Raw genomic sequence first — 19,171 nt, forward strand, 5'->3', positions numbered from 1 at the left:
GTCTGGATCAGAGCACCAGTTGGGCGCCGTTGGCCTCGATCAGATCGCGATAAACACGGGGCAGCTTTTTGTCAGTGACCACCACCTGAAAGTTCTCCAGGTTGGCGAAATGCGCGGTGCGCACGGCGTCGAACTTGGAATGGTCGGCCAGCAACATGCAATGCCGCGCCTGACGCAGGACCTTTTGCTTGACCTCGACTTCGTTGAAGTTGAAGCAGGTGACGCCGAACTCCTGGCTGACCCCAGCGGCGGAAACAAACGCCCAACTCAGGCGCACGCCGTCGAGGATGCCGGTTTCGGCGCGATTCTCGAAGATCTGGTTCTTGCGATGGAAGGTGCCGCCGCAGAGCACGATGGTGCAATTGGGTTTTTGCTGGAGTTTGAGCAACACATTGAGCGAGTTGCACACCGCAGTGAATTCGAGCTCATCAGGAATGAAATCGACCACGAAGGGGATGGTCGTTCCGCAATCGAAAAACACCGTGTCGCCGGGCTTGATGAACGCGGCGGCCAGTTTGCCGATGCGACGTTTTTCCTCGACGTGCCGGGTGTCCTGCTCGGTGACCCGGTAATCGGCGGCTTCATTGCCATCGAAGGCCAGGGTGATGTGGCCACCGAGCAAATGAAATTTGTCCGGATGGCGGCCCAGATCCCGGCGCAGGGTCATTTCCGAGACGTCCAGCAAGGCGGCCATTTCCCGGAGGTGAATAGCCTTCTGATCTTGCAGGGCGCGTTGAATGAATTTGATGCGTTCGGATTTTTTACTGTCCACGGGCATTCCGGTAATGAAAGTTTGCTGTTGTAAAACTAACACTATTTGTGACTAAAATAACTTCACGTGCTGATTTGAAAGCGCACTCTGACAGGAATCTTCTGATGATCAAACTCGAACCGGCTGCATTGGCCAAGTATATCGACCATACCTTGCTGGCCGCTGATGCCTCCAGAGCGCAAATCGCCACGTTGTGTCAGGAAGCCAAAGATCATGGCTTTTATTCAGTCTGTGTCAATTCCGGGCAGGTGCCTTATGCGGCGCAGCTGCTGGCGGGCGCGAGCGTCATAGTCTGTGCGGTGGTGGGATTTCCCCTGGGGGCCGGCTTGACCGAAAGCAAAGCCTTCGAAGCGCAGCGGGCGATTGCTGCCGGCGCCGGAGAAATCGACATGGTGCTGAACATCGGCGCCTTGAAAGACGGGCTGTTCGAGGTGGTGCGCGATGACATTGCCCAGGTCAAGCGAGCGTGCGGTGCCGTGCCCTTGAAAGTGATCCTGGAAACCTGCCTGCTCGACGAGGCGCAGAAAATCCGCGCCTGCGAGATTTCCCGCGAGCTGAACGTCGCCTTCGTCAAGACGTCCACTGGTTTCAGCCGCAGCGGCGCGACTCTGGAAGACGTGGCCCTGATGCGTAAAGTGGTCGGCAATGCGGTCGAGGTGAAGGCCTCCGGCGGCGTTCGCGACTACGCCACCGCCGTGGCCATGATCGAAGCGGGCGCCACGCGTCTGGGCACCAGCTCGGGCATCGCCATTGTCAGCGGCGCCCAGGCGTCGGGCAGCGGTTACTGATCGCGGGCTTTGCTTGCGCAACAGTCCGCAGAACTCGTGGCATTGTCTTCATAGCGGTCATGCAGGCGCATCCAGTCCATGATTTGCACCTCATTCCTGCCTTTAGGCGTGAGGTCCAGATAGTTGTAGGCGCCCACCAGGATGTCCAGGCCTCGGGCGTAGGTTGAGTAGGGGTGGAAAATCTCGCCCGCCGGGTTTTTGTAAAAGACGCTCAGGCCGGGCAGTTCCTCGAAGGGTTCGGTGCAAGGCTCGTAATTGTAGGTGACGCCACCGTCGGCAATCTGTTCGGCCGTAGTGGACACCCCGAAGTCATAGTTGAAATCACTGCCCGCCGATGAAACCCAGTGCAGCTGCCAGCCCATGCGCTGTTTGAACGCTTGAAACTGTTGCCATGGCGCGTGGGAAACGGCGACGAGGCTGATGTCGTGGTGCGCCAGATGCAGGTTGGCGCCGTCCATGTGATCGGTCAGGAACGAACAGCCCGTGCAGCCTTCCTGCCAATCCTTACCGAACATGAAGTGATAAATGATCAACTGGCTGTTATTGCCGAACAGCTCGCTGAGGCTTTGTCTGCCGTTGGGACCTTCAAAGCTGTACGGCTTGTCGATCCTGACCCAAGGCAGGGCGCGGCGCTCGGCGCTGAGTTGATCGCGTTGGCGGGTAAAGGCTTTTTCTTGAATCAGGTGCTGTTTGCGCGCCGTCAGCCACTCTTCTCGGGAGACGACCGGGTGAGTGTCGAGTGCGTGTGGGGTGACTGGATAAGTGCTCATGGGCGTGTTCCTCGTCGGTGTTCATTCATTCGGGTGCAGCTTTGGATAGTCGAATGACCCGTCTGCGAATCGACACCCTCTGAACGGGAGCTACAGTGAACAAGCTTTTTGGGATTCGCTCGGCTTGTGCGATGATTCCCGACTTTGTGTGGGATAGCATTTAGGCAGGCGTAGGAAAATTCCACTCATGCCGTGGAATCGCCGCCAGCCCACCAATCATCTGTGGAACCAGACCATGAATTTCTTCAAGCGAGCGCTGTTGGACAGGAAGCTGAAAAAGGCGCTTTCGAAGAACAAGTGTCGTCTGGACAGCGGGATCAAAGGCCTGCGGCGCGAAACCGAGCTGACGCTGGAGCATGGCGTGAAGCTGCATCAAATCAAGATTCTGTCCCGCAAGCTGACCATCGGCGCCTACACCGATATCGTCAGCGGTTCCGAGCTGCACGACGTCTCCAGCATCGGGCGCTATTGCTCGATCGCCAGGAACGTGACCATCGGCCAGGACCGTAAATCCCATCCGCTGAGCTGGCTGACTTCCCATAGCGGGCTGGTGGGCCTGCGCCAGAAGCTGGGCGGCATTGCGCCGCATCACGACGGGGTGAAGCAAACCTGCATCGGTCATGACGTGTGGATCGGCATGGACGTGCTGATCCTGGAAGGCGTGACCATCGGCACCGGCGCGGTGATTGGCGCGCAATCGCTGGTCAACAAGGACATTCCGCCCTACGCCATCGCCGTCGGTTCACCGGCCCAGGTGGTGCGCTATCGCTTTGATCAGGACGTCATCGACGGCTTGCTGGCCAGCCAGTGGTGGAACCTGCCGGCGCAGCAGTTAGCCGGGTTGCCCATCGAAGACCCGCAAGCATTACTCAAGCAACTGAACGGCAGCGTCGCGCCGGCCAGTCATCCAGGGCAGGTGGTGGTGCGCAGCAAGCCGTTCACTGTGAGCCATATCGATCCGCAGTGATCAGCCTGGGGAATGGTCGACAACCTCGGCGCCCGCCGGGGATTTCGCGGCATGGGCCGGCGCCTCGCTGGCTCTGAACAACGCCTGAATCGCCTGCCCATACGCCTGTCGTCCCAGGCTCATGCTGTTGTTATGCGAACCGCCCGGCACCAGCAGGAGTTTCTTCGGCTCTTGGGCCGCGGCGAAAAGCTCCTCACTGAAACGCGATGGCACATAGCGGTCCTCGGTGCCGTGGACGATCAGCAACGGCATGTGGATATCGGCGATCTTGTCGATGGAGTCGAATTTCTGCGACAGCAACCAGCGCACCGGCAACGACGTATTGGCCACGGCGGTGGCGACATCCGCCAGGGTGGTGAACGTGGATTCGATAATCAGCCCCCGGGCTTGCGCGGGCTCCTTGCCGTTTTCAGTGTCGCGGCCCAATTCGGCGGCCAGGTCCACCGCCACGGCGCCGCCTAATGAGTGGCCGTAGATAAGCCGCTGGCGCGGGTCGGGTTGCAGCAGTTTCAGGCGTTCCCAGGCGACGCGGGCGTCTTCATAAACCGTGGCTTCGGAGGGCAATCGCCCCTGACTCTGGCCGAAACCACGATAGTCGATGGCCAGCACCGAGAAGCCCAGCGCGCGCAGTTGCTCAATGCGAAACAGCTGACCGGTGAGGTTCCAGCGCGAGCCATGCAGATACAGCACCGCTGGCGCGTCCTTGCGGTTGGCCGGCCACCACCAGGCATGGATGTTCTGCGCCACGCCGAAGTCCGGGGCCTTGAGCTCGAACTCCTGTACACCGGCGGGCAGCCCGCTGTACCAGCTGGCAGTCCCCGGTTCGATGCGAAACACCAGCTCACGTTCGGTATGTTGCAACACCGCACAACCCACCGGCAGACCGATAATCAGCAGGGCCATGCATGACCAGGCGAACCAGCGCGCTTTGAAGCGTGCCAGGGAAAAATAGGGCATGGATCGATTCCCCAACGAAATGGCCAAGTGCCGACTGTAACGACGTTGTCATGATACCGATTAACCGGTTGGTTACAGGATATTGCAAATCCAGTTGGAGATTCTATGTCTGGGGGGCAACCGCCAGGCGCCGCAGAAGTGTTGTCTGAACCGACGCCTTCCCGGCTAAAGCCGGTCCCACTGGCTCGCGCTGATTTTGTGGGACCGGATTTATCCGGGAAGACGGCATTCCACCAGATACAAATGCATCGGCTGTACATTGCAACTCCCGTTGGAGGCTTGCCCGCGATGAACGATGACGCGGTGAATCTGGGCCACCGCGTCGTTTAGTTCGCGGGCAAGCCTCGCCAACGGGCAATCCGATATCTTCACAACCGAAAATGATCCCCGATCAACCGTATCAACACCTCACACGCCGCGCTGGGTGAGCCGGGAGCTTTGACCAGTTGCAGTTCGTGTAGCGGCAAGGTCGGCAGGCCGTCTTCTTCGGTCAGGATGCGCATCTGCGGGCTGACCCGGTCCCGGTCGATGATGCCGATCACCAGACCGGCGCAAATAGTGGCTTCCAGCGCGCTGGTGCCGGCGCTCATGACCATGGTGCGCCAGGGTCGACCCAGTCGGGTCAGCGCATCCAGCGCCACGCTGCGATATGGACAACCATTGCCGTGCAACGCCAGCGGCAGCGGTTTGTCAGGGTCGGCCAGGTAGCTGTGGGCCGCGACCCAGACCGGCTCGGTGGTGCCGAAACGAAATAGCGGCGGCTCGCCCGCGCTTTGCGCATCCAGCAGCTCAACCACCAACGCCAGGTCCATTTGCCCGCGTTGCAATTGGCTATGCAGGCGGCCGCTGGACGCCGTTTCGACTTCCAGTTCGATGTGGGGAAAACCTTCGGACAAGGGCGGCAGGGCGCATTGCAACAGCGCGCCCGCATATTCCTCGGAAATCCCCAGCCGGACTTTGCCGCTGACCGAAGGCGCGTTGTAACCGGCCAGCATTCGGTCGTGCATCTGCAGCAATTCCGCACTCTGCAGGGCAAAGCGGCGACCCAGGGGCGTCAGCGTGACGGTCTGGTTGTCGCGCTCCAGCAAACGCCCGCCGGTGATGTCTTCAAGGCGCCGAATGTGCAGGCTCACGGCTGACGGGCTGCGATTAAGGAAGGTCGCGGCGGCGAGGAACTGTTCGAAGCGCAGCACCGCCTGGAAGGTGCGCAGCAGGTCGATATCCAGAGTACTTTGCATGGTTCACAAATCCTGCATCAGTGATGCTTATCATCTCGTTTGATTGAATCACCCGGTCATTCATACCATCAGGTTCATGTGATGGAAAGGGGGCGGGGATGATGGACATGCATAGAGGCGGGCAGCAGGCTGACTTTTGCAGTTTCAATGAGGCGAAACCGGCGGCGCGGCCTTCGCAAGCAAGCTTGCTCCCACACAGATCATCTTCAGTTACGTGGATCAGCGCGCTGCTGCTGGTCGCCATGGTGCTCAGCTGGAGTTCCGGGTTTATCGGCTATCGCTATGTGTCGGAGCAGAGCGGGGTGATGCTCGCGACGTTCTGGCGATTCGTGCTCGCGGCCTTGCTGTTGCTGCCGCTGGTATGGCGGCAATTGCGCACGCTGAGTTGGCGCAATTGGGCGGATCAGGGCGTGGTGGGTTTGCTGGGCATCGCCGGTTACATCGGGCCCATCGCCGCGTCTATTGCTTTGGGCGTGGCGCCGGGCACCAGTTCGTTGATCGCCAATCTGCTGCCGCTGAGCATCGTCCTGCTGGCGGGTTTCGTTCCCGGCCAGGCAACGCGTGGCTGGCAGTGGCTGGGCATCGGCTTGTGCCTGATCGGCATGTTGATCGCCAGTGGCAGCAGCCTGGAGTTTTCCCGGGCGTCGATCTGGGCGTACTCGTTGCCGCTGCTTGGGGTGGTATCACTGGCCCTGGCGACGATCTATCAGAAACAGTCGCGTCACCCGCCATTGCCGGGGCTACTGGGCTTGTTCATTCAGGTTTGCGCGATATTGCCGGTGTTTGCCCTGCTGGCGCGGCAGGAAGGCAGTCTGCGTCCGGTGATGACGTCGGGCTTTGGCTTGGGTGTGCTCTGGCTGGTGGTATTCGGGACGTTGGGTGGCTACGGATTTTATTGGATGTGCCTGCGCCGTTTCACCCTGCAAAGCGTCAGCGGCGCGTTGTTCCTGACACCGCCGGTGACGATGCTTTGGGCGTATCTGCAATTCGGTGATCCGCTGGCCGTCAGCGCGCTGGTTGGCGTGGCGCTGACGTTGGCGGGACTGCCGTTTCTCAGGCGTCCGCAGCCGTAGCGCAAGGCGCCTCAGCCTCCGGCATCAAGGTCGCGATCAAGGCGCGGACTGTGCCGGGCAACGCATCCAGTTCGCGAACCAGAATGCTCCGTTCGCGAATCGCCCAGGGTTCGTCCAGCTGCACCGTCACCAGTTTCATGGTGCGGCTGTGGCGCATCGCGGCGGACTCGGGAATGATGCCGATGCCCACGCCCGCTTCGACCATGCGGCAGATCGCCTCGAAGCTCGACACCTGAATGCGCAACGACAGGTTCTGGCCGAGGCGCTCGACGTGATCGCGCAAAAAACTCAGCAACGTACTGCCTTCATGCAAGCCGATATGCTGGAAGGCCAGCGTCTGCTTGAGGGTCACCGGGCTTTGGTCGGCCAGAGCATGGCCCACCGGCACCGCCAGCACCAGGCGATCCGTGCTGAAGTGCATCACTTGCAGACCCGCCGCTTCCACCGGCCCGGCGATAATTCCCATGTCGGTGCTGCCATCCAGCACGCCGCGCACGATGTCCCGGGACAGGCGTTCTTGCAGATCGACGGTAACGCCGGGTCGTTGCGCGAGAAAACCGGCCAGTACTTCCGGAAGGAACTCGGTGACCGCCGTAGTGTTGGCGAAGATGCGAATGTGCCCGGCCGAATCGGTGCCGTAGCTGGTGAACTCGCTTTTCAGGTACTCCACCTGACGCATGATCAGCCGTGCGTGCTTGAGCAGACGTTGCCCGGCCGGGGTCAGCTCCACGCCACGGCTGTCGCGATACAGCAGGCGTGTATCGAACTGGCTTTCCAGTGCCTTGATCCGCGCACTGGCAGCAGCGGGCGACAGAAATGCGCGGCGCGCGCCCTGGGTCAGGCTCGGGGATTCGCCGATGTGGATGAAGAGGCGTAGATCGGCCAGGTCGAAATGCATGGGGGGCGTCCGGTGAAAGTTATTGGAATTATCGGTGTCAGCTGTGTTCAGCATATATGAACGCGGCCTTACGCAAATGCAAATTCACAGAATGCCCAGCGCCTTGCATGATTCCGGCATAACAACAAATGCTAAGGGGTTACCCGCATGAGCGCTGCAGAGTCGCCAAAGGATTTCACTGCCTGGCTTGGACGCACTGAAGAGGCTCACGATCATCTGAGCCGTAACCTGATCAAACGCATCGCGGCCACGTTCGGCGAAGCCACGCCAGCCGATGGCGATGCGCTGCCGCCGTTGTGGCAGTGGTGTTTCTTCCAGGAACCGGTTGAAGAATCGCTGCTGGGCACCGATGGCCATCCGGCACGCGGCGGCTTTCTGCCACCTGCGGACAACCGCAATCGCATGTGGGCCGGTGGTCGTGTCGAGTTCATCGAGGCGCTGAAAGTCGGCGCCCAAGCCCATCGTTTGTCCACCATCACCCACATCGAAGAAAAGCACGGCCGCACTGGCGCGTTGCTATTCGTCACCGTTCGCCATGATTACTCGCAAGACGGCCAACTGTGCATTCGCGAAGAGCAGGACATTGTCTATCGCGAGCCGAATCCGCCGAAATTGCACAGTGGCGACGCTGCCGAAACCGGTGAGTGGAACGAAGTCGTCACGCCGACGCCGACCCTGCTGTTTCGTTACTCGGCAGTGACCTTCAATGGCCATCGCATCCATTACGACTATCCGTATGTCACCGCCACCGAAGGCTATCCGGGGCTCGTCGTGCATGGACCGATGATCGCCACCTTGAACCTGCGCGCGTTCTGTCGCGCCCATCCCGAAGCGCGTCTGCGGCATTTCGCCTATCGCGGCGTGCGTCCGTTGAATGTACCGACGCCCTTCACGGTCAGCGGCCGTGTCACTGAGCCGGGCAAGGCGCAGCTGTGGGTCGGCAACCAGGATGGTGTCGCGCAAAGTGCCGAAGTGTTGTTCGACCAATAGCGCGGCAGCACTTCACGCATGCACTTCACTTATTAGCCAGACCGTGCCGGTTCTGTTGGCGCGCGAACTCAAGAGAGCAGATTGATGAATCCCAACGACAATGAAGACTTCAATGCCATCCGCGAAGGCGTGCGTGCCTTGTGTGCTGAATTCGACGCGGCGTACTGGCGCAAGATCGATGAAGAAAAAGGCTTTCCGGAAACTTTCGTCAAGGCGCTGACTGACGCGGGTTGGCTGTCGGCAATGATCCCTACCGAATATGGCGGCTCCGGTTTGGGTTTGGCTGAAGCTTCGGTGATTCTCGAAGAGGTGAACCGTTGCGGCGGTAACTCCGGCACGGTTCACGGCCAGATGTACAACATGTTTACCTTGCTGCGTCACGGCAGCGAGGCGCAGAAAAGCTATTACCTGCCCAAGCTGGCCAGCGGAGAATTGCGCCTGCAATCCATGGGCGTCACCGAGCCGACCACCGGCACCGATACCACCAAGATCAAGACCACCGCCATCAAGCAGGGCGACAAGTATGTGATCAACGGCCAGAAAGTGTGGATCTCCCGGGTTCAGCATTCGGACCTGATGATCTTGCTGGCGCGCACGACGCCATTGGCCGAGGTGAAGAAGAAATCCGAAGGCATGTCGATTTTCCTCGTCGACCTGCGCGATGCCATCGGCAACGGCCTGACCGTGCAGCCCATCGCCAACATGGTCAACCACGAAACCAACGAGCTGTTTTTCGACAACCTCGAACTGCCGCTGAACAGCCTGATCGGCGAAGAAGGCAAGGGCTTCCGCTACATCCTTGATGGCTTGAACGCCGAGCGCACGCTGATCGCGGCCGAATGCATCGGCGACGGTCGCTGGTTTGTCGAGAAAGCCAGCGCCTATGCCCGCGACCGGGTGGTGTTCGGGCGGCCCATCGGCCAGAACCAGGGCGTGCAGTTCCCGATTGCCGAAGCGCACATCGAAATCGAAGCCGCCGACCTGATGCGCTGGCGCGCCTGCGAGGAGTACGACAGCGGCAAGAACGCCGGGGCCAGCGCCAACATGGCGAAATACCTGGCCGCCAAGGCGTCCTGGGAAGCGGCCAATGCCTGCCTGCAAACCCACGGCGGCTTCGGCTTTGCCTGTGAATACGATGTGGAGCGCAAATTCCGCGAGACCCGTCTTTATCAGGTCGCGCCGATCTCCACCAACCTGATTCTTTCCTACGTCGCCGAGCATTTGCTCGAACTGCCACGCAGCTTCTGAGGGCCTGAACATGAGCCATACCCAAGCCTTGGCGGCGTTTCTGGCCGACCTCGAATACTCGCAGATTCCCGACTCCGTGCTGGACCGCACCGAGGATTTGTTCCTCGACTGGGTCGGTTCCGCGCTGGCCAGCCAGGGCTCGCGGCCGATCCCGCTGTTCGAGCGTTACGCAGCGAAAATGGGCCCGGCTGATGGCCCGGCGAAAATCCTCGTCAATGGCCAAGGCAGTTCGGCGTATTTCGCCGCGCTGGTCAACGGCGCGTCTTCGCACCTGGTCGAGCAGGACGATCTGCACAACAGCTCAGTGTTGCACCCGGCCACGGTGGTGTTCCCGGCGGTGCTGGCGGCGGCCCAGGATCACGGCAAATCCGGCAAGGATCTGCTGTTGGCGTCGGTCGCCGGTTACGAAGCCGGGATTCGCATCGGCGAGTTCATGGGCCGTTCCCATTACCGGATTTTCCACACCACAGCGACAGTCGGCACCCTTGCGGCCGCTGTCGGCGTAGGCAAGTTGCTCGGTTTTGACAAGGAGCAGTTCATCAACCTGCTGGGCAACGCCGGCACTCAGGCGGCCGGTTTGTGGGAGTTCCTGCGCGATGCGGCCGACTCCAAACAACTGCACACCGCCAAGGCCGCAGCCGATGGTTTGCTCGCGGCGTACATGACCGAAGAAGGTCTGACCGGCGCACGCAACATTCTCGAAGGCGATCAAGGCATGGCGGCGGGGATGTCCAGCGACGCTGACCCAAGCAAATTGTCGGATCGCCTCGGCAGCCGTTGGGCGTTGGTCGAGACCTCGTTCAAGTTCCACGCGTCCTGCCGTCACACCCATCCTGCCGCCGACGCTTTGCTGGATTTGATGCAGCGCGAAGGCTTGGGTCACGAGCAAATTGCCAAAGTGATTACGCGGGTGCATCAGGGTGCGATTGACGTGCTGGGGCGAGTTGTCGTGCCGACCACGGTGCATCAGGCGAAGTTTTCCATGGGCGCCGTGCTGGGTCTCATTGCCGTGCATGGCAAGGCGCAACTGATCGAATTCCAGCAGCACGCCTTGACCGATCCGGCCGTGGCGGCGTTTCGCGAGAAAGTCAGCATGGAGCTGGATGACGAGGTCGATCAGGCCTATCCCGCGCGCTGGCTGGGCCGCGTGATTGTCACCACCACCGATGGCCGCACGCTGAGCGGCGCCATCGACGAACCCAAGGGCGATCCGGGCAATACCTTGTCGCGGCCTGAGCTGGAAGACAAATTCCAGCGCCTGCTGGCGTTCTCCGGCGCACGCACGCCTGAACAGGGTAAGGAGCTGATCGACAAGGTCTGGGGTTTGCGGGATGCGCAGACGTTAACTGAACTCATTTGATTGGTAACCCGATCCTGTAGGAGCCAGCTGGTTGGCGAAGAGCTTCGCGAGCAAGGTGGATCGCCACCCCGGTCGCTCCCACACCAGTTCTTTCAGAGTTACCGCGACATCAAGGTGGACCAACATGAATCAACAAAACCCCCGTCCTCTGGACGGCATCACCGTCGTCAGCCTGGAACACGCCATTGCCGCGCCGTTCTGCACCCGGCAACTGGCAGACATGGGCGCCCGCGTGGTGAAGATCGAGCGTCCCGGCAGCGGTGATTTCGCCCGTGGCTATGACCAGCGCGTCGATGGCCTGGCCTCGCACTTCGTCTGGACCAATCGCTCCAAGGAAAGCCTTACCCTGGACCTCAAGCACGACGAAGCCGGGGATATTCTCGAATCGCTGCTGGGCAAGGCCGATGTACTGGTACAAAACCTTGCGCCCGGCGCCGCTGCGCGCATGGGCCTGTCCTTTGAAGCGCTGCATGCGCGGTTCCCGAAGCTGATCGTTTGCGACATTTCCGGCTACGGCGAGGGCGGCCCTTATGAAAAGAAGAAAGCCTACGACTTGCTGATTCAGAGCGAGGGCGGTTTCCTGTCGGTCACCGGTGGGCCGGGTGAAGAGCAAATGGCCAAGGCCGGTTGCTCCATTGCCGACATTGCCGCTGGCATGTACGCCTACACCGGGATTCTTTCCGCGCTGTTGCTGCGCGGCAAGACCGGCGTCGGCAGCCGTATTGACGTCAGCATGCTGGAAAGCCTGGTGGAGTGGATGGGCTATCCGATGTATTACGCCTACAACGGCGCGCCGCCACCGCCACGAGCCGGAGCGTCGCACTCAACGATTTATCCCTATGGCCCGTTCCCGACCAAAGGCGGCGGTACGATCATGCTCGGTTTACAGAATGAGCGCGAATGGGCGCTGTTTTGCGAGAAAGTCCTGCTTGATAGTGCCTTGATCACCGACGAACGTTTCTCCGCCAACTTCAAGCGCTCGGAAAATCGTGAGGTGCTGCGCCAGATCATTGTCGACGGTTTCTCGCAACTGAGCGTTGATGAAGTGGTCGCACGGCTCGAAGCCGCGCAAATCGCCAACGCCCGGGTCAACGACATGCAAGGCGTCTGGGACCATCCGCAACTCAAGGCTCGGGATGGCTGGCGCGAAGTCGACAGCCCGGCTGGCAAACTGCCGTCGCTGTTGCCGCCGGGCCGCAACGCCGCCTTCACCCCACGCATGGACGCCGTGCCGGCGCTGGGGCAGCACACCGCGAGCATTCTCGATGAGCTGGGATTGTCGGCGACGGATCATGCGCGGTTGGCGGCGGCGGGGGTAGTTTGAGCCTCCGATCCCGACTCTGTGGGAGAGGACTTGTCCTCGATAGCTAGCCCAGACGACCGTGATCCGCTTGACCCACATGCAGTGCTGAAATTACAGCCATCGAGGACAAGTCCTCTCCCACAAGGAAATGGCACAACCATCCACTCATGAGGAACACCACCATGCCTCAACCCATCATCCGCTCCGCACTGTTTGTGCCGGGCAGTCGACCCGAGCGGTTCGCCAAGGCGCTGGCCGCCGGCGCCGATGCGGTGATCGTCGATTTTGAAGACGCCGTCGAAGAACCTCTCAAACGTCAGGCGCGGGATAACCTTGCGGCGTTTCTGGCGACCAATCCCGAGGCCGCAGTGTGGGTGCGGGTCAATGCGCCTGACCACGCCGAACATGACGCGGATCTGCAGTTCTGCGCTGCGCAGCCTGGCGTGGCCGGAGTCCTGTTGCCCAAAGTGGAAACCGCTGCACAGATTGCAGCGGTGTGGCAAGGCGGCAAGCCGATCTGGCCGATCATCGAGAGCGCCAGAGGTTTGCTCGCTGTTGATCAGATCGCCCAGGCCCCGGGCGTCGAGCGCTTGTCATTTGGCGGTCTGGACCTGGCGCTGGACCTTAACTTGAATAACGGTTCGGCGGCTGCTGCGTTCGTCCTCGACCAATCGCGAATGTCCGTGCAGCTGCATTCCCGCGCGGCCGGATTGCTGGCGCCGCTGGACGGGGTTTATCCGGCCATTGGCGATCCTGAAGGGCTGCGGCATTCGGTTCGTCACGCCTACGACATGGGCTTCGGCGGCGCTCTATGCATCCACCCTAAACAGGTCCCGATCATTCATGAGGCCCTGGCACCCAGCGCCGACGATCTGGCCTGGGCCCGACGCGTGGTCGACGCCAGTACTCAAGCGAGTGGGGCAGGGGCCTTTCAACTTGACGGGCAGATGATCGACGCGCCAGTGCTGATCCGTGCCCAGCGCCTGCTGATGGTCAAGCAGCCCTCTGAAACGGCATGATGCCGTGTGCAACGGCGAAAAAATCCACGTTTGTCGTGCAAAATGCCAGCATTCAGCTAAACCAAACGCGGGGTTACATAAAAGCTGATTCTACAAACACAGACAGTTGGGCATCTTGCTACTACTGCTTCGCTAAAGAAGGCCCGTAGAGGCTGACTCTTACACAACAATAAGAAGGTGAAATCAATGTTGAAGTTGACCAGGGCGCTGTTCTGCGCCGCCGCTGTGTCCGTGGCGTCGCTCGCACAGGCCGCCGATCCCGTCATTATCAAGTTTGCTCACGTCGTGGCGGAAAACACGCCCAAAGGCCAGGGCGCGCTGCTGTTCAAGAAACTTGCCGAAGAGCGTCTGGCGGGGAAAGTGAAGGTCGAGGTGTACCCGAACTCCTCCTTGTTCGGTGACGGCAAGGAAATGGAAGCGCTGCTGCTGGGCGACGTGCAATTGCTGGCGCCATCCCTGGCCAAGTTCGAGCATTACACCAAGCAAGTGCAAATCTACGACCTGCCGTTCCTGTTCGACGACCTCGCCGCTGTCGACCGCTTCCAGCAAGGGCCGCAGGGCAAGGCGTTGCTGACCTCCATGGACGACAAGGGGATTCACGGCCTTGCCTACTGGCACAATGGCCTGAAGCAGCTTTCAGCCAACAAGAAAATGGTTGAGCCCAAAGACGCCCGTGGCCTGAAGTTCCGGGTGCAGGCTTCCAGCATCCTGGAAGCCCAATTCGTCGCACTAAAAGCCAACCCGCGCAAAATGAGCTTTGCCGAGGTTTATCAAGGCTTGCAGACCGGCACCGTAAATGGCACCGAGAACACTTGGTCCAACTACGAAAGCCAGAAGGTTAACGAGGTGCAGAAGTATTTCACCGAGTCCAACCATGGCCTGATCGACTACATGGTGATCACCAACTCCAAGTTCTGGGGCGGCCTGCAACCTGATGTACGTACCGAGCTGGAAGCGATCCTCGCCGAAGTATCGGTCGAAGTTAACAAACAGGCCGAAGCACTCAACCAGTCAGCCAAGCAGAAAATCATCGATTCCAAGACCAGCGAAATCGTGACCTTGACCCCTGAACAGCGTGGAAAATGGCGCGACGCCATGAAGCCGGTCTGGGAAGAGTTCTCCAAGGACATCGGTGCCGACCTGATCAAGGCTGCGGACGACTCGAACAAAGCCCTGTAACGCCCTCGTCATGACGTAATCAAGGCAGCTGGCCATTCGTTCTGAATGGCCACTCTCTCTCTATATACGGAGAATTCCTATGCATTCGCTGACGCGACTCTGGGAGCATTTTGAGGAGGGCATGATTGCCTTCCTGCTGGCCGCAATGACGCTGGTGACATTCGTCTATGTGGCGCTCAACAACATTTACACGCTGTTTTATACCCTGAGCGATCAATGGGCGGTAACAAGCGGCTTCTTCGGCTACATCGGTGACCACATGATGGGTTATGCCCAAGGCATGACCTGGAGTGTGGCCCTGACCAAGGCGCTGTTCGGCTGGTTGATCTTCTTTGGTATCTCTTATGGCGTGCGCACTGCCGGCCACCTGGGCGTCGACGCGCTGGTCAAGCTCACCAGTAAACCGGTCCAGCGTCTGTTGGCCATGCTTGCCTGTGTGTGCTGCCTGGTCTACGCAGGGCTGTTCGTGGTTGCCAGTTACAAGTGGGTGTCTGCGCTCTTCACGGCGCACATCGGTGCCGAGGATCTTGACCGTTTTGGCATCCAGGTTTCACACATCGCGATCATCGTGCCAATCGGCTTCACCCTGGTGCTGGTGCGTTATCTGGAAATCCTCTGGCGCATCTATACCCATCGTCAAACCGGACTCGGGCTGGCTGATGAAGCTGCCGAAGCCAGCAAACTGGCGCAGTCTAACGAGGAGCAACACTGATGACAGTCATATGTCTGTTTCTGCTGCTGTTCGTGTTCATGTTCCTTGGGGTGCCCATCGCGATATCCCTGGGTTTGTCGGGCGCGGTGTCGATTCTGATGTTCAGCCAGGACTCTCTGAGTTCATTGGCGATCAAGTTATTCGAAACGTCTGACAGCTACACGTTCCTGGCCATCCCATTCTTCCTGTTGTCCGGTGCGTTCATGACCACCGGCGGCGTGGCGCAACGCCTGATCGATTTCGCCAACGCGTGCGTAGGGCATATCCGGGGCGGACTGGCTATCGCCGCCGTGCTGGCGTGCATGCTGTTCGCCGCCTTGTCAGGGTCCTCGCCCGCAACCGTCGCAGCAGTGGGCTCCATTGCCATCGCGGGCATGGTGCGCTCCGGCTATCCGAAGGAGTTCGGCGCAGGGATTATCTGTAATGCCGGCACACTGGGCATTCTGATTCCGCCGTCCATCGTGATGGTGGTATATGCCGCTGCCACTGAAACTTCGGTAGGCAAGTTGTTCATTGCCGGCGTGATTCCGGGGATTCTCCTCGGCGTGATCCTGATGGTCGTGATCTACATCGTCGCCCGGGTCAAGAAATTACCTGCCCAGCCACGGGTGACCTTTCGCCAATGGCTGCACACCGCACAACGGGCGTTCTGGGGCCTGTTACTGCTGGTGATCATTCTTGGCGGGATTTACAGCGGCATGTTTACGCCAACCGAGGCGGCGGCAGTTGCAGCGGTCTATTCAGCCTTCGTTGCCTTGTTCATCTATAAGGACATGAAATTCAGCGACTGCCCGAAGGTGCTGCTGGAGTCGGGTCGACTGACCATCATGCTGATGTTCATCATTGCCAACGCAATGTTGTTCGCGCATGTACTGACCACTGAACAAATCCCGCAACAGATCACCAGCTGGGTGCTTTCCGAAGGGCTGACGCCTATCGGCTTCCTGATCATGGTCAACATCGTGCTGTTGGTGGCGGGTAGCTTCATGGAGCCTTCGGCGATCATCCTGATCCTGGCGCCGATCTTCTTCCCGATTGCCATGAAGCTGGGTATTGATCCGATTCACCTGGGCATCATCATGGTGGTGAACATGGAGATCGGACTGGTGCATCCGCCAGTCGGGCTGAACCTGTTCGTGACGTCGGCGGTAACCGGGCTCACGCTGGGTCAGACCATTCGTGCAGCGATGCCTTGGCTGACGATCCTGCTGGCGTTCCTGATTCTGGTGACCTACGTACCGTTTATCTCGCTGGCACTGCCTGACTGGCTGGGCATGCCGTAAGTAAAATCTCATTTACAGCCGCAACAAAAAAGCCGTCTTCTCGCGAGAGAAGACGGCTTCTTTATTTAGCCGGTCAGCACATCAGTGCATGAACAGCGCGATCAGGATGATGATCGGGATCGGCACGCCGAGGAACAGCAGTAGTAATGAGCGCATTGTCTTTCTCCTGGCTTATCGAGCCGTTGTTGTAGTGGTGTAGGCGCGGGCTTCGGTGTAAGTCACTGCATCGCGACGACGACCACCGAAGATAGCTGCGTAGCTGGCAAAGAACGCACCGCACAGCAGCGAGATAAACATCCACAGCGCAGTCCAGGCAGCCACTTTTGCAGCGGTGTCAGCAGCGTTTTTGGCCGCCAGCTTGGCGTCTTCAACAGCCTTGCGAGCCTGGCCATAGACCTGATCCACACGACGTTCTGCGTCGGCCTGGCTGAGGTTGGTACGTTGGGCAACCATCTGCGCCAGATACGTACGGTCTTCAGCAGCCATGTCACCACCGTTGTTCAGGGTCTTGGCGAAGATGCGGAACACCACGCCATGGGCAGCGTCATCGCTGACGGCAGCCGGACGATCGTCCCGGAACAGGCTGTCGATGAAGTAGCCGTAGTCTTGACTGCTGGTGTTGCTGGCAGCGCTGCCGGCAACCTGAGTCACCGCGCCAGCTGCGCCGGAGGCCATGCTCGCGCCAGCCTGAACGCCACCGCTGACGATGCTGCCGATCGAGCCGACAATCAGTGTCGCGGCAACCAGCGTTGCCACAGCCCATGACAGGAAGCCATGTGCCGTGTCACGGAAGTAGACCTCGTCACCATGCAGATTTGCCCAGCGAACACGCAGTCGGCCGGCAATGTAGCCGCCCAGGCCCGATGCAATGATCTGCGTCAGCGCCAGCCAGATAATCGTGGAAATGCCCAGTCCTTTTGCGCTTATACCGCTGTCAGCCCATGGCGAAACAGCAGAGAAGCCCAGGCCGAAGCCCAACAGGACGAGGATGAGGGACAACGCAGCGGCGCCAGCGGCACCGGCAAAGATCGCACCCCAGGATACACCTGAGTGATTTTGCGAATCCTGCGGGGCAGTTACGTAAGTATCGGGGGATGAAATCATTGTTGTTCTACTCCATGAATAATGTTGTTACATCTTTCCAATGGGAGTATTGCAGCGTCTATGCCAATTCTAAAAAAACAAAAACTCAAAGAATTCAATGGCTTGAAAATGAAACTTGCAATCGGCTTCATGCATTTTGCAAGGTCGCGAGGTTTTCAGCAGGCGTAATGCATGAGCTGTAATGACAGGGGCTTCAAGGGGTTACGTAACGAAGCTGAACGGCCTTGTCCGGTGAATCCATGCGCAATCGGGGTGGATCGCCTGAACTTGATCCGCCGTGTTCCGTCTTACCCACAGACGTATGGCGGGCAGGCGCGCTGAGTGTTGCTGGATTCGCATCCCACGGGTGCGCAACACGCCATATCGCATATAGTGTCTAGGTGCCTTACCCTGATTCTTCAAGAGGTTACTTCTAAATGTTCCTACATCGTCCCCTGGAAGAAAAAGACATAGCCGTCGTGTGTGAGCTGCCACAGAGTGTCGATGAATTGTTCTATATGTTCCCCCGGGCCATTTATCCGCTGACGCCCCCTCAGCTCGTGGATGCTCTGGACAATCATTCAGACTCGACGGTCATCGAGATGGACGGCGAAGTCGTCGGCTACGCCAATTTTTCGCGCAGCGATTTTCGCGGGCGCTGCTCGCTGGGCAACGTGATCATTGCACCGAAGGCCAGGTCGCGTGGGGTAGGCCGTTATCTGATCGGCTGCATGAAAGATCTGGCCTTCGATAAGCACGAGGCCACGGAGATGACGGCCTCCTGCTATAACCATAACGTACCGGGTCTGCTGTTCTACCCGAAGCTGGGGTTTCGGCCGTACGCCGTGGATGAGCGTCGGGACAAGCATGGGGGTCGAGTCGCTCTGATTCATTTCCGTCTGCCGCGCAGTCCCGATTAACGGTCAGTCGAGTCGACGTCCTACCCAATCGGCGGGCTTTTTGAAAAAATGAAGATTCACCTGGCTTGATCCAAGTCAGGTGAATAACAAATAACTGCGTTGAGTGAATCGTTTCTGCTATTGGATTCTCTGAAAGTTCAATAAGTTAACAAGTTGTTACATCAAAAAACAAAGTTGCGAAAGCGAGGACGTGCAGCGTATAAAGAATTATGCCCTCAAATAAATGGCGACATTTACTTGTCAGGCCAAGGATATTCAACCCTCTGGATCAACAAAAATGCTGTCGTCTGCGACTTGGTCGCGTTCAGCAGCGATAAGGAGATATGCACATGTTTGCTTGCCGACTTTCCACCCTCGAATTACGGAGCATCATCGAGGGGGCTTTCCTGCCTTTACGCTGCATTTGCAGCGTAGCGCCGCGCTCTTCGATGACGGTGCAAATCGTAGACCCCACCACCGGTCGCGTAGAACTTTTCGTTACCGGTATATCACTGGATCGACTTAACACCAGTCGGGAGATTGCGGAGCTTGTCGCTGAGCTGCGCTACGATCTGGACAATGCGAGACACATGCAAATGCCAGTACGTTCCGTCGGTTAGATAGAAGGTATC

General features: G+C 59.2%; 19 protein-coding genes. 13 read left to right on the plus strand and 6 right to left on the minus strand.

Features of this window, described 5'->3' with window-relative positions; translation table 11 throughout:
- Positions 1 to 7 precede the first annotated feature (7 nt).
- Positions 8 to 778, minus strand: coding sequence for a DNA-binding transcriptional repressor DeoR (deoR, locus tag ACP7E4_RS13075; protein ID WP_426114202.1), 771 nt, complete (start codon positions 776 to 778; stop codon positions 8 to 10).
- 98 nt (positions 779 to 876) lie between these two features.
- Here deoR and deoC point away from each other — a divergent pair, with 98 nt between their 5' ends.
- Positions 877 to 1,560, plus strand: a complete 684-nt coding sequence (deoC, locus tag ACP7E4_RS13080) for a deoxyribose-phosphate aldolase (protein WP_426114204.1) — start codon at positions 877 to 879, stop codon at positions 1,558 to 1,560.
- Here the strand turns inward: deoC and ACP7E4_RS13085 are convergent.
- The gene (locus ACP7E4_RS13085; RefSeq protein WP_426114206.1) at positions 1,554 to 2,330 is read right to left on the minus strand and encodes a DUF899 domain-containing protein; all 777 of its coding nucleotides are present in this window, start codon (positions 2,328 to 2,330) and stop codon (positions 1,554 to 1,556) included. The two genes, deoC and ACP7E4_RS13085, sit on opposite strands and share 7 nt — an antisense overlap.
- Positions 2,331 to 2,565: 235 nt before the next feature.
- Here ACP7E4_RS13085 and ACP7E4_RS13090 point away from each other — a divergent pair, with 235 nt between their 5' ends.
- Entirely contained in the window at positions 2,566 to 3,297 is a 732-nt protein-coding gene (locus ACP7E4_RS13090; protein WP_426114290.1) for a CatB-related O-acetyltransferase, read from the plus strand.
- Here ACP7E4_RS13090 and ACP7E4_RS13095 read toward each other — a convergent pair whose 3' ends face one another.
- On the minus strand, positions 3,298 to 4,254 hold the full coding sequence (locus tag ACP7E4_RS13095; RefSeq protein ID WP_426114208.1) for an alpha/beta hydrolase: 957 nt from the start codon (positions 4,252 to 4,254) through the stop codon (positions 3,298 to 3,300).
- 368 nt (positions 4,255 to 4,622) lie between these two features.
- Positions 4,623 to 5,492, minus strand: coding sequence for a LysR substrate-binding domain-containing protein (locus tag ACP7E4_RS13100; protein ID WP_426114210.1), 870 nt, complete (start codon positions 5,490 to 5,492; stop codon positions 4,623 to 4,625).
- Between the two features lie 185 nt (positions 5,493 to 5,677).
- Between ACP7E4_RS13100 and ACP7E4_RS13105 the strand changes: the two genes are divergently transcribed.
- Positions 5,678 to 6,565 (plus strand): DMT family transporter, encoded by an 888-nt coding sequence (locus ACP7E4_RS13105; RefSeq protein ID WP_426114212.1) that lies wholly within the window; start codon positions 5,678 to 5,680, stop codon positions 6,563 to 6,565.
- On the opposite strand, the gene ACP7E4_RS13110 is transcribed toward ACP7E4_RS13105, so the two are convergent.
- Positions 6,546 to 7,463: a LysR family transcriptional regulator gene (locus tag ACP7E4_RS13110; RefSeq protein ID WP_426114214.1), complete on the minus strand. Its 918-nt coding sequence runs from the start codon at positions 7,461 to 7,463 to the stop codon at positions 6,546 to 6,548. The two genes, ACP7E4_RS13105 and ACP7E4_RS13110, sit on opposite strands and share 20 nt — an antisense overlap.
- Before the next feature lie 147 nt (positions 7,464 to 7,610).
- On the opposite strand from ACP7E4_RS13110, the gene ACP7E4_RS13115 reads away from it, so the two are divergent.
- The 8 genes from ACP7E4_RS13115 to dctM all read left to right on the plus strand — a co-directional run bounded on the left by ACP7E4_RS13115 (position 7,611) and on the right by dctM (position 16,557).
- On the plus strand, positions 7,611 to 8,453 hold the full coding sequence (locus ACP7E4_RS13115) for an FAS1-like dehydratase domain-containing protein (protein WP_426114216.1): 843 nt from the start codon (positions 7,611 to 7,613) through the stop codon (positions 8,451 to 8,453).
- A gap of 84 nt (positions 8,454 to 8,537) precedes the next feature.
- Complete coding sequence (locus ACP7E4_RS13120; RefSeq protein ID WP_426114218.1) at positions 8,538 to 9,701, plus strand: acyl-CoA dehydrogenase family protein; 1,164 nt, start codon at positions 8,538 to 8,540, stop codon at positions 9,699 to 9,701.
- A 10-nt stretch (positions 9,702 to 9,711) separates the two neighbouring features.
- On the plus strand, positions 9,712 to 11,061 hold the full coding sequence (locus ACP7E4_RS13125; RefSeq protein WP_426114220.1) for an MmgE/PrpD family protein: 1,350 nt from the start codon (positions 9,712 to 9,714) through the stop codon (positions 11,059 to 11,061).
- A 124-nt stretch (positions 11,062 to 11,185) separates the two neighbouring features.
- Positions 11,186 to 12,385 carry a CaiB/BaiF CoA transferase family protein gene (locus ACP7E4_RS13130; RefSeq protein ID WP_426114222.1) on the plus strand — a complete coding sequence of 400 codons (1,200 nt, stop codon included), beginning with the start codon at positions 11,186 to 11,188 and terminating at the stop codon, positions 12,383 to 12,385.
- 161 nt (positions 12,386 to 12,546) lie between these two features.
- Positions 12,547 to 13,383 carry an HpcH/HpaI aldolase/citrate lyase family protein gene (locus ACP7E4_RS13135; RefSeq protein WP_426114224.1) on the plus strand — a complete coding sequence of 279 codons (837 nt, stop codon included), beginning with the start codon at positions 12,547 to 12,549 and terminating at the stop codon, positions 13,381 to 13,383.
- Between the two features lie 186 nt (positions 13,384 to 13,569).
- Positions 13,570 to 14,562: a TRAP transporter substrate-binding protein gene (locus ACP7E4_RS13140; RefSeq protein ID WP_426114226.1), complete on the plus strand. Its 993-nt coding sequence runs from the start codon at positions 13,570 to 13,572 to the stop codon at positions 14,560 to 14,562.
- A gap of 79 nt (positions 14,563 to 14,641) precedes the next feature.
- Positions 14,642 to 15,274, plus strand: coding sequence for a TRAP transporter small permease (locus ACP7E4_RS13145; protein WP_426114228.1), 633 nt, complete (start codon positions 14,642 to 14,644; stop codon positions 15,272 to 15,274).
- On the plus strand, positions 15,274 to 16,557 hold the full coding sequence (gene dctM, locus ACP7E4_RS13150) for a C4-dicarboxylate TRAP transporter large permease protein DctM (protein WP_426114230.1): 1,284 nt from the start codon (positions 15,274 to 15,276) through the stop codon (positions 16,555 to 16,557). Before ACP7E4_RS13145 ends, dctM begins: the two co-directional genes overlap by 1 nt.
- A 171-nt stretch (positions 16,558 to 16,728) precedes the next feature.
- Here the strand turns inward: dctM and ACP7E4_RS13155 are convergent, their stop codons facing one another.
- Positions 16,729 to 17,661, minus strand: a complete 933-nt coding sequence (locus tag ACP7E4_RS13155; protein WP_426114232.1) for a hypothetical protein — start codon at positions 17,659 to 17,661, stop codon at positions 16,729 to 16,731.
- A 416-nt stretch (positions 17,662 to 18,077) separates the two neighbouring features.
- On the opposite strand from ACP7E4_RS13155, the gene ACP7E4_RS13160 reads away from it, so the two are divergent.
- Entirely contained in the window at positions 18,078 to 18,560 is a 483-nt protein-coding gene (locus ACP7E4_RS13160; protein ID WP_426114234.1) for a GNAT family N-acetyltransferase, read from the plus strand.
- A 329-nt stretch (positions 18,561 to 18,889) separates the two neighbouring features.
- Positions 18,890 to 19,159 carry a DUF1652 domain-containing protein gene (locus ACP7E4_RS13165; RefSeq protein ID WP_426114236.1) on the plus strand — a complete coding sequence of 90 codons (270 nt, stop codon included), beginning with the start codon at positions 18,890 to 18,892 and terminating at the stop codon, positions 19,157 to 19,159.
- The last annotated feature ends 12 nt before the right edge of the window (positions 19,160 to 19,171 follow it).

Origin of the sequence: Pseudomonas sp. DSP3-2-3 (assembly GCF_049898225.1) — a bacterium.
Lineage (GTDB): Bacteria > Pseudomonadota > Gammaproteobacteria > Pseudomonadales > Pseudomonadaceae > Aquipseudomonas.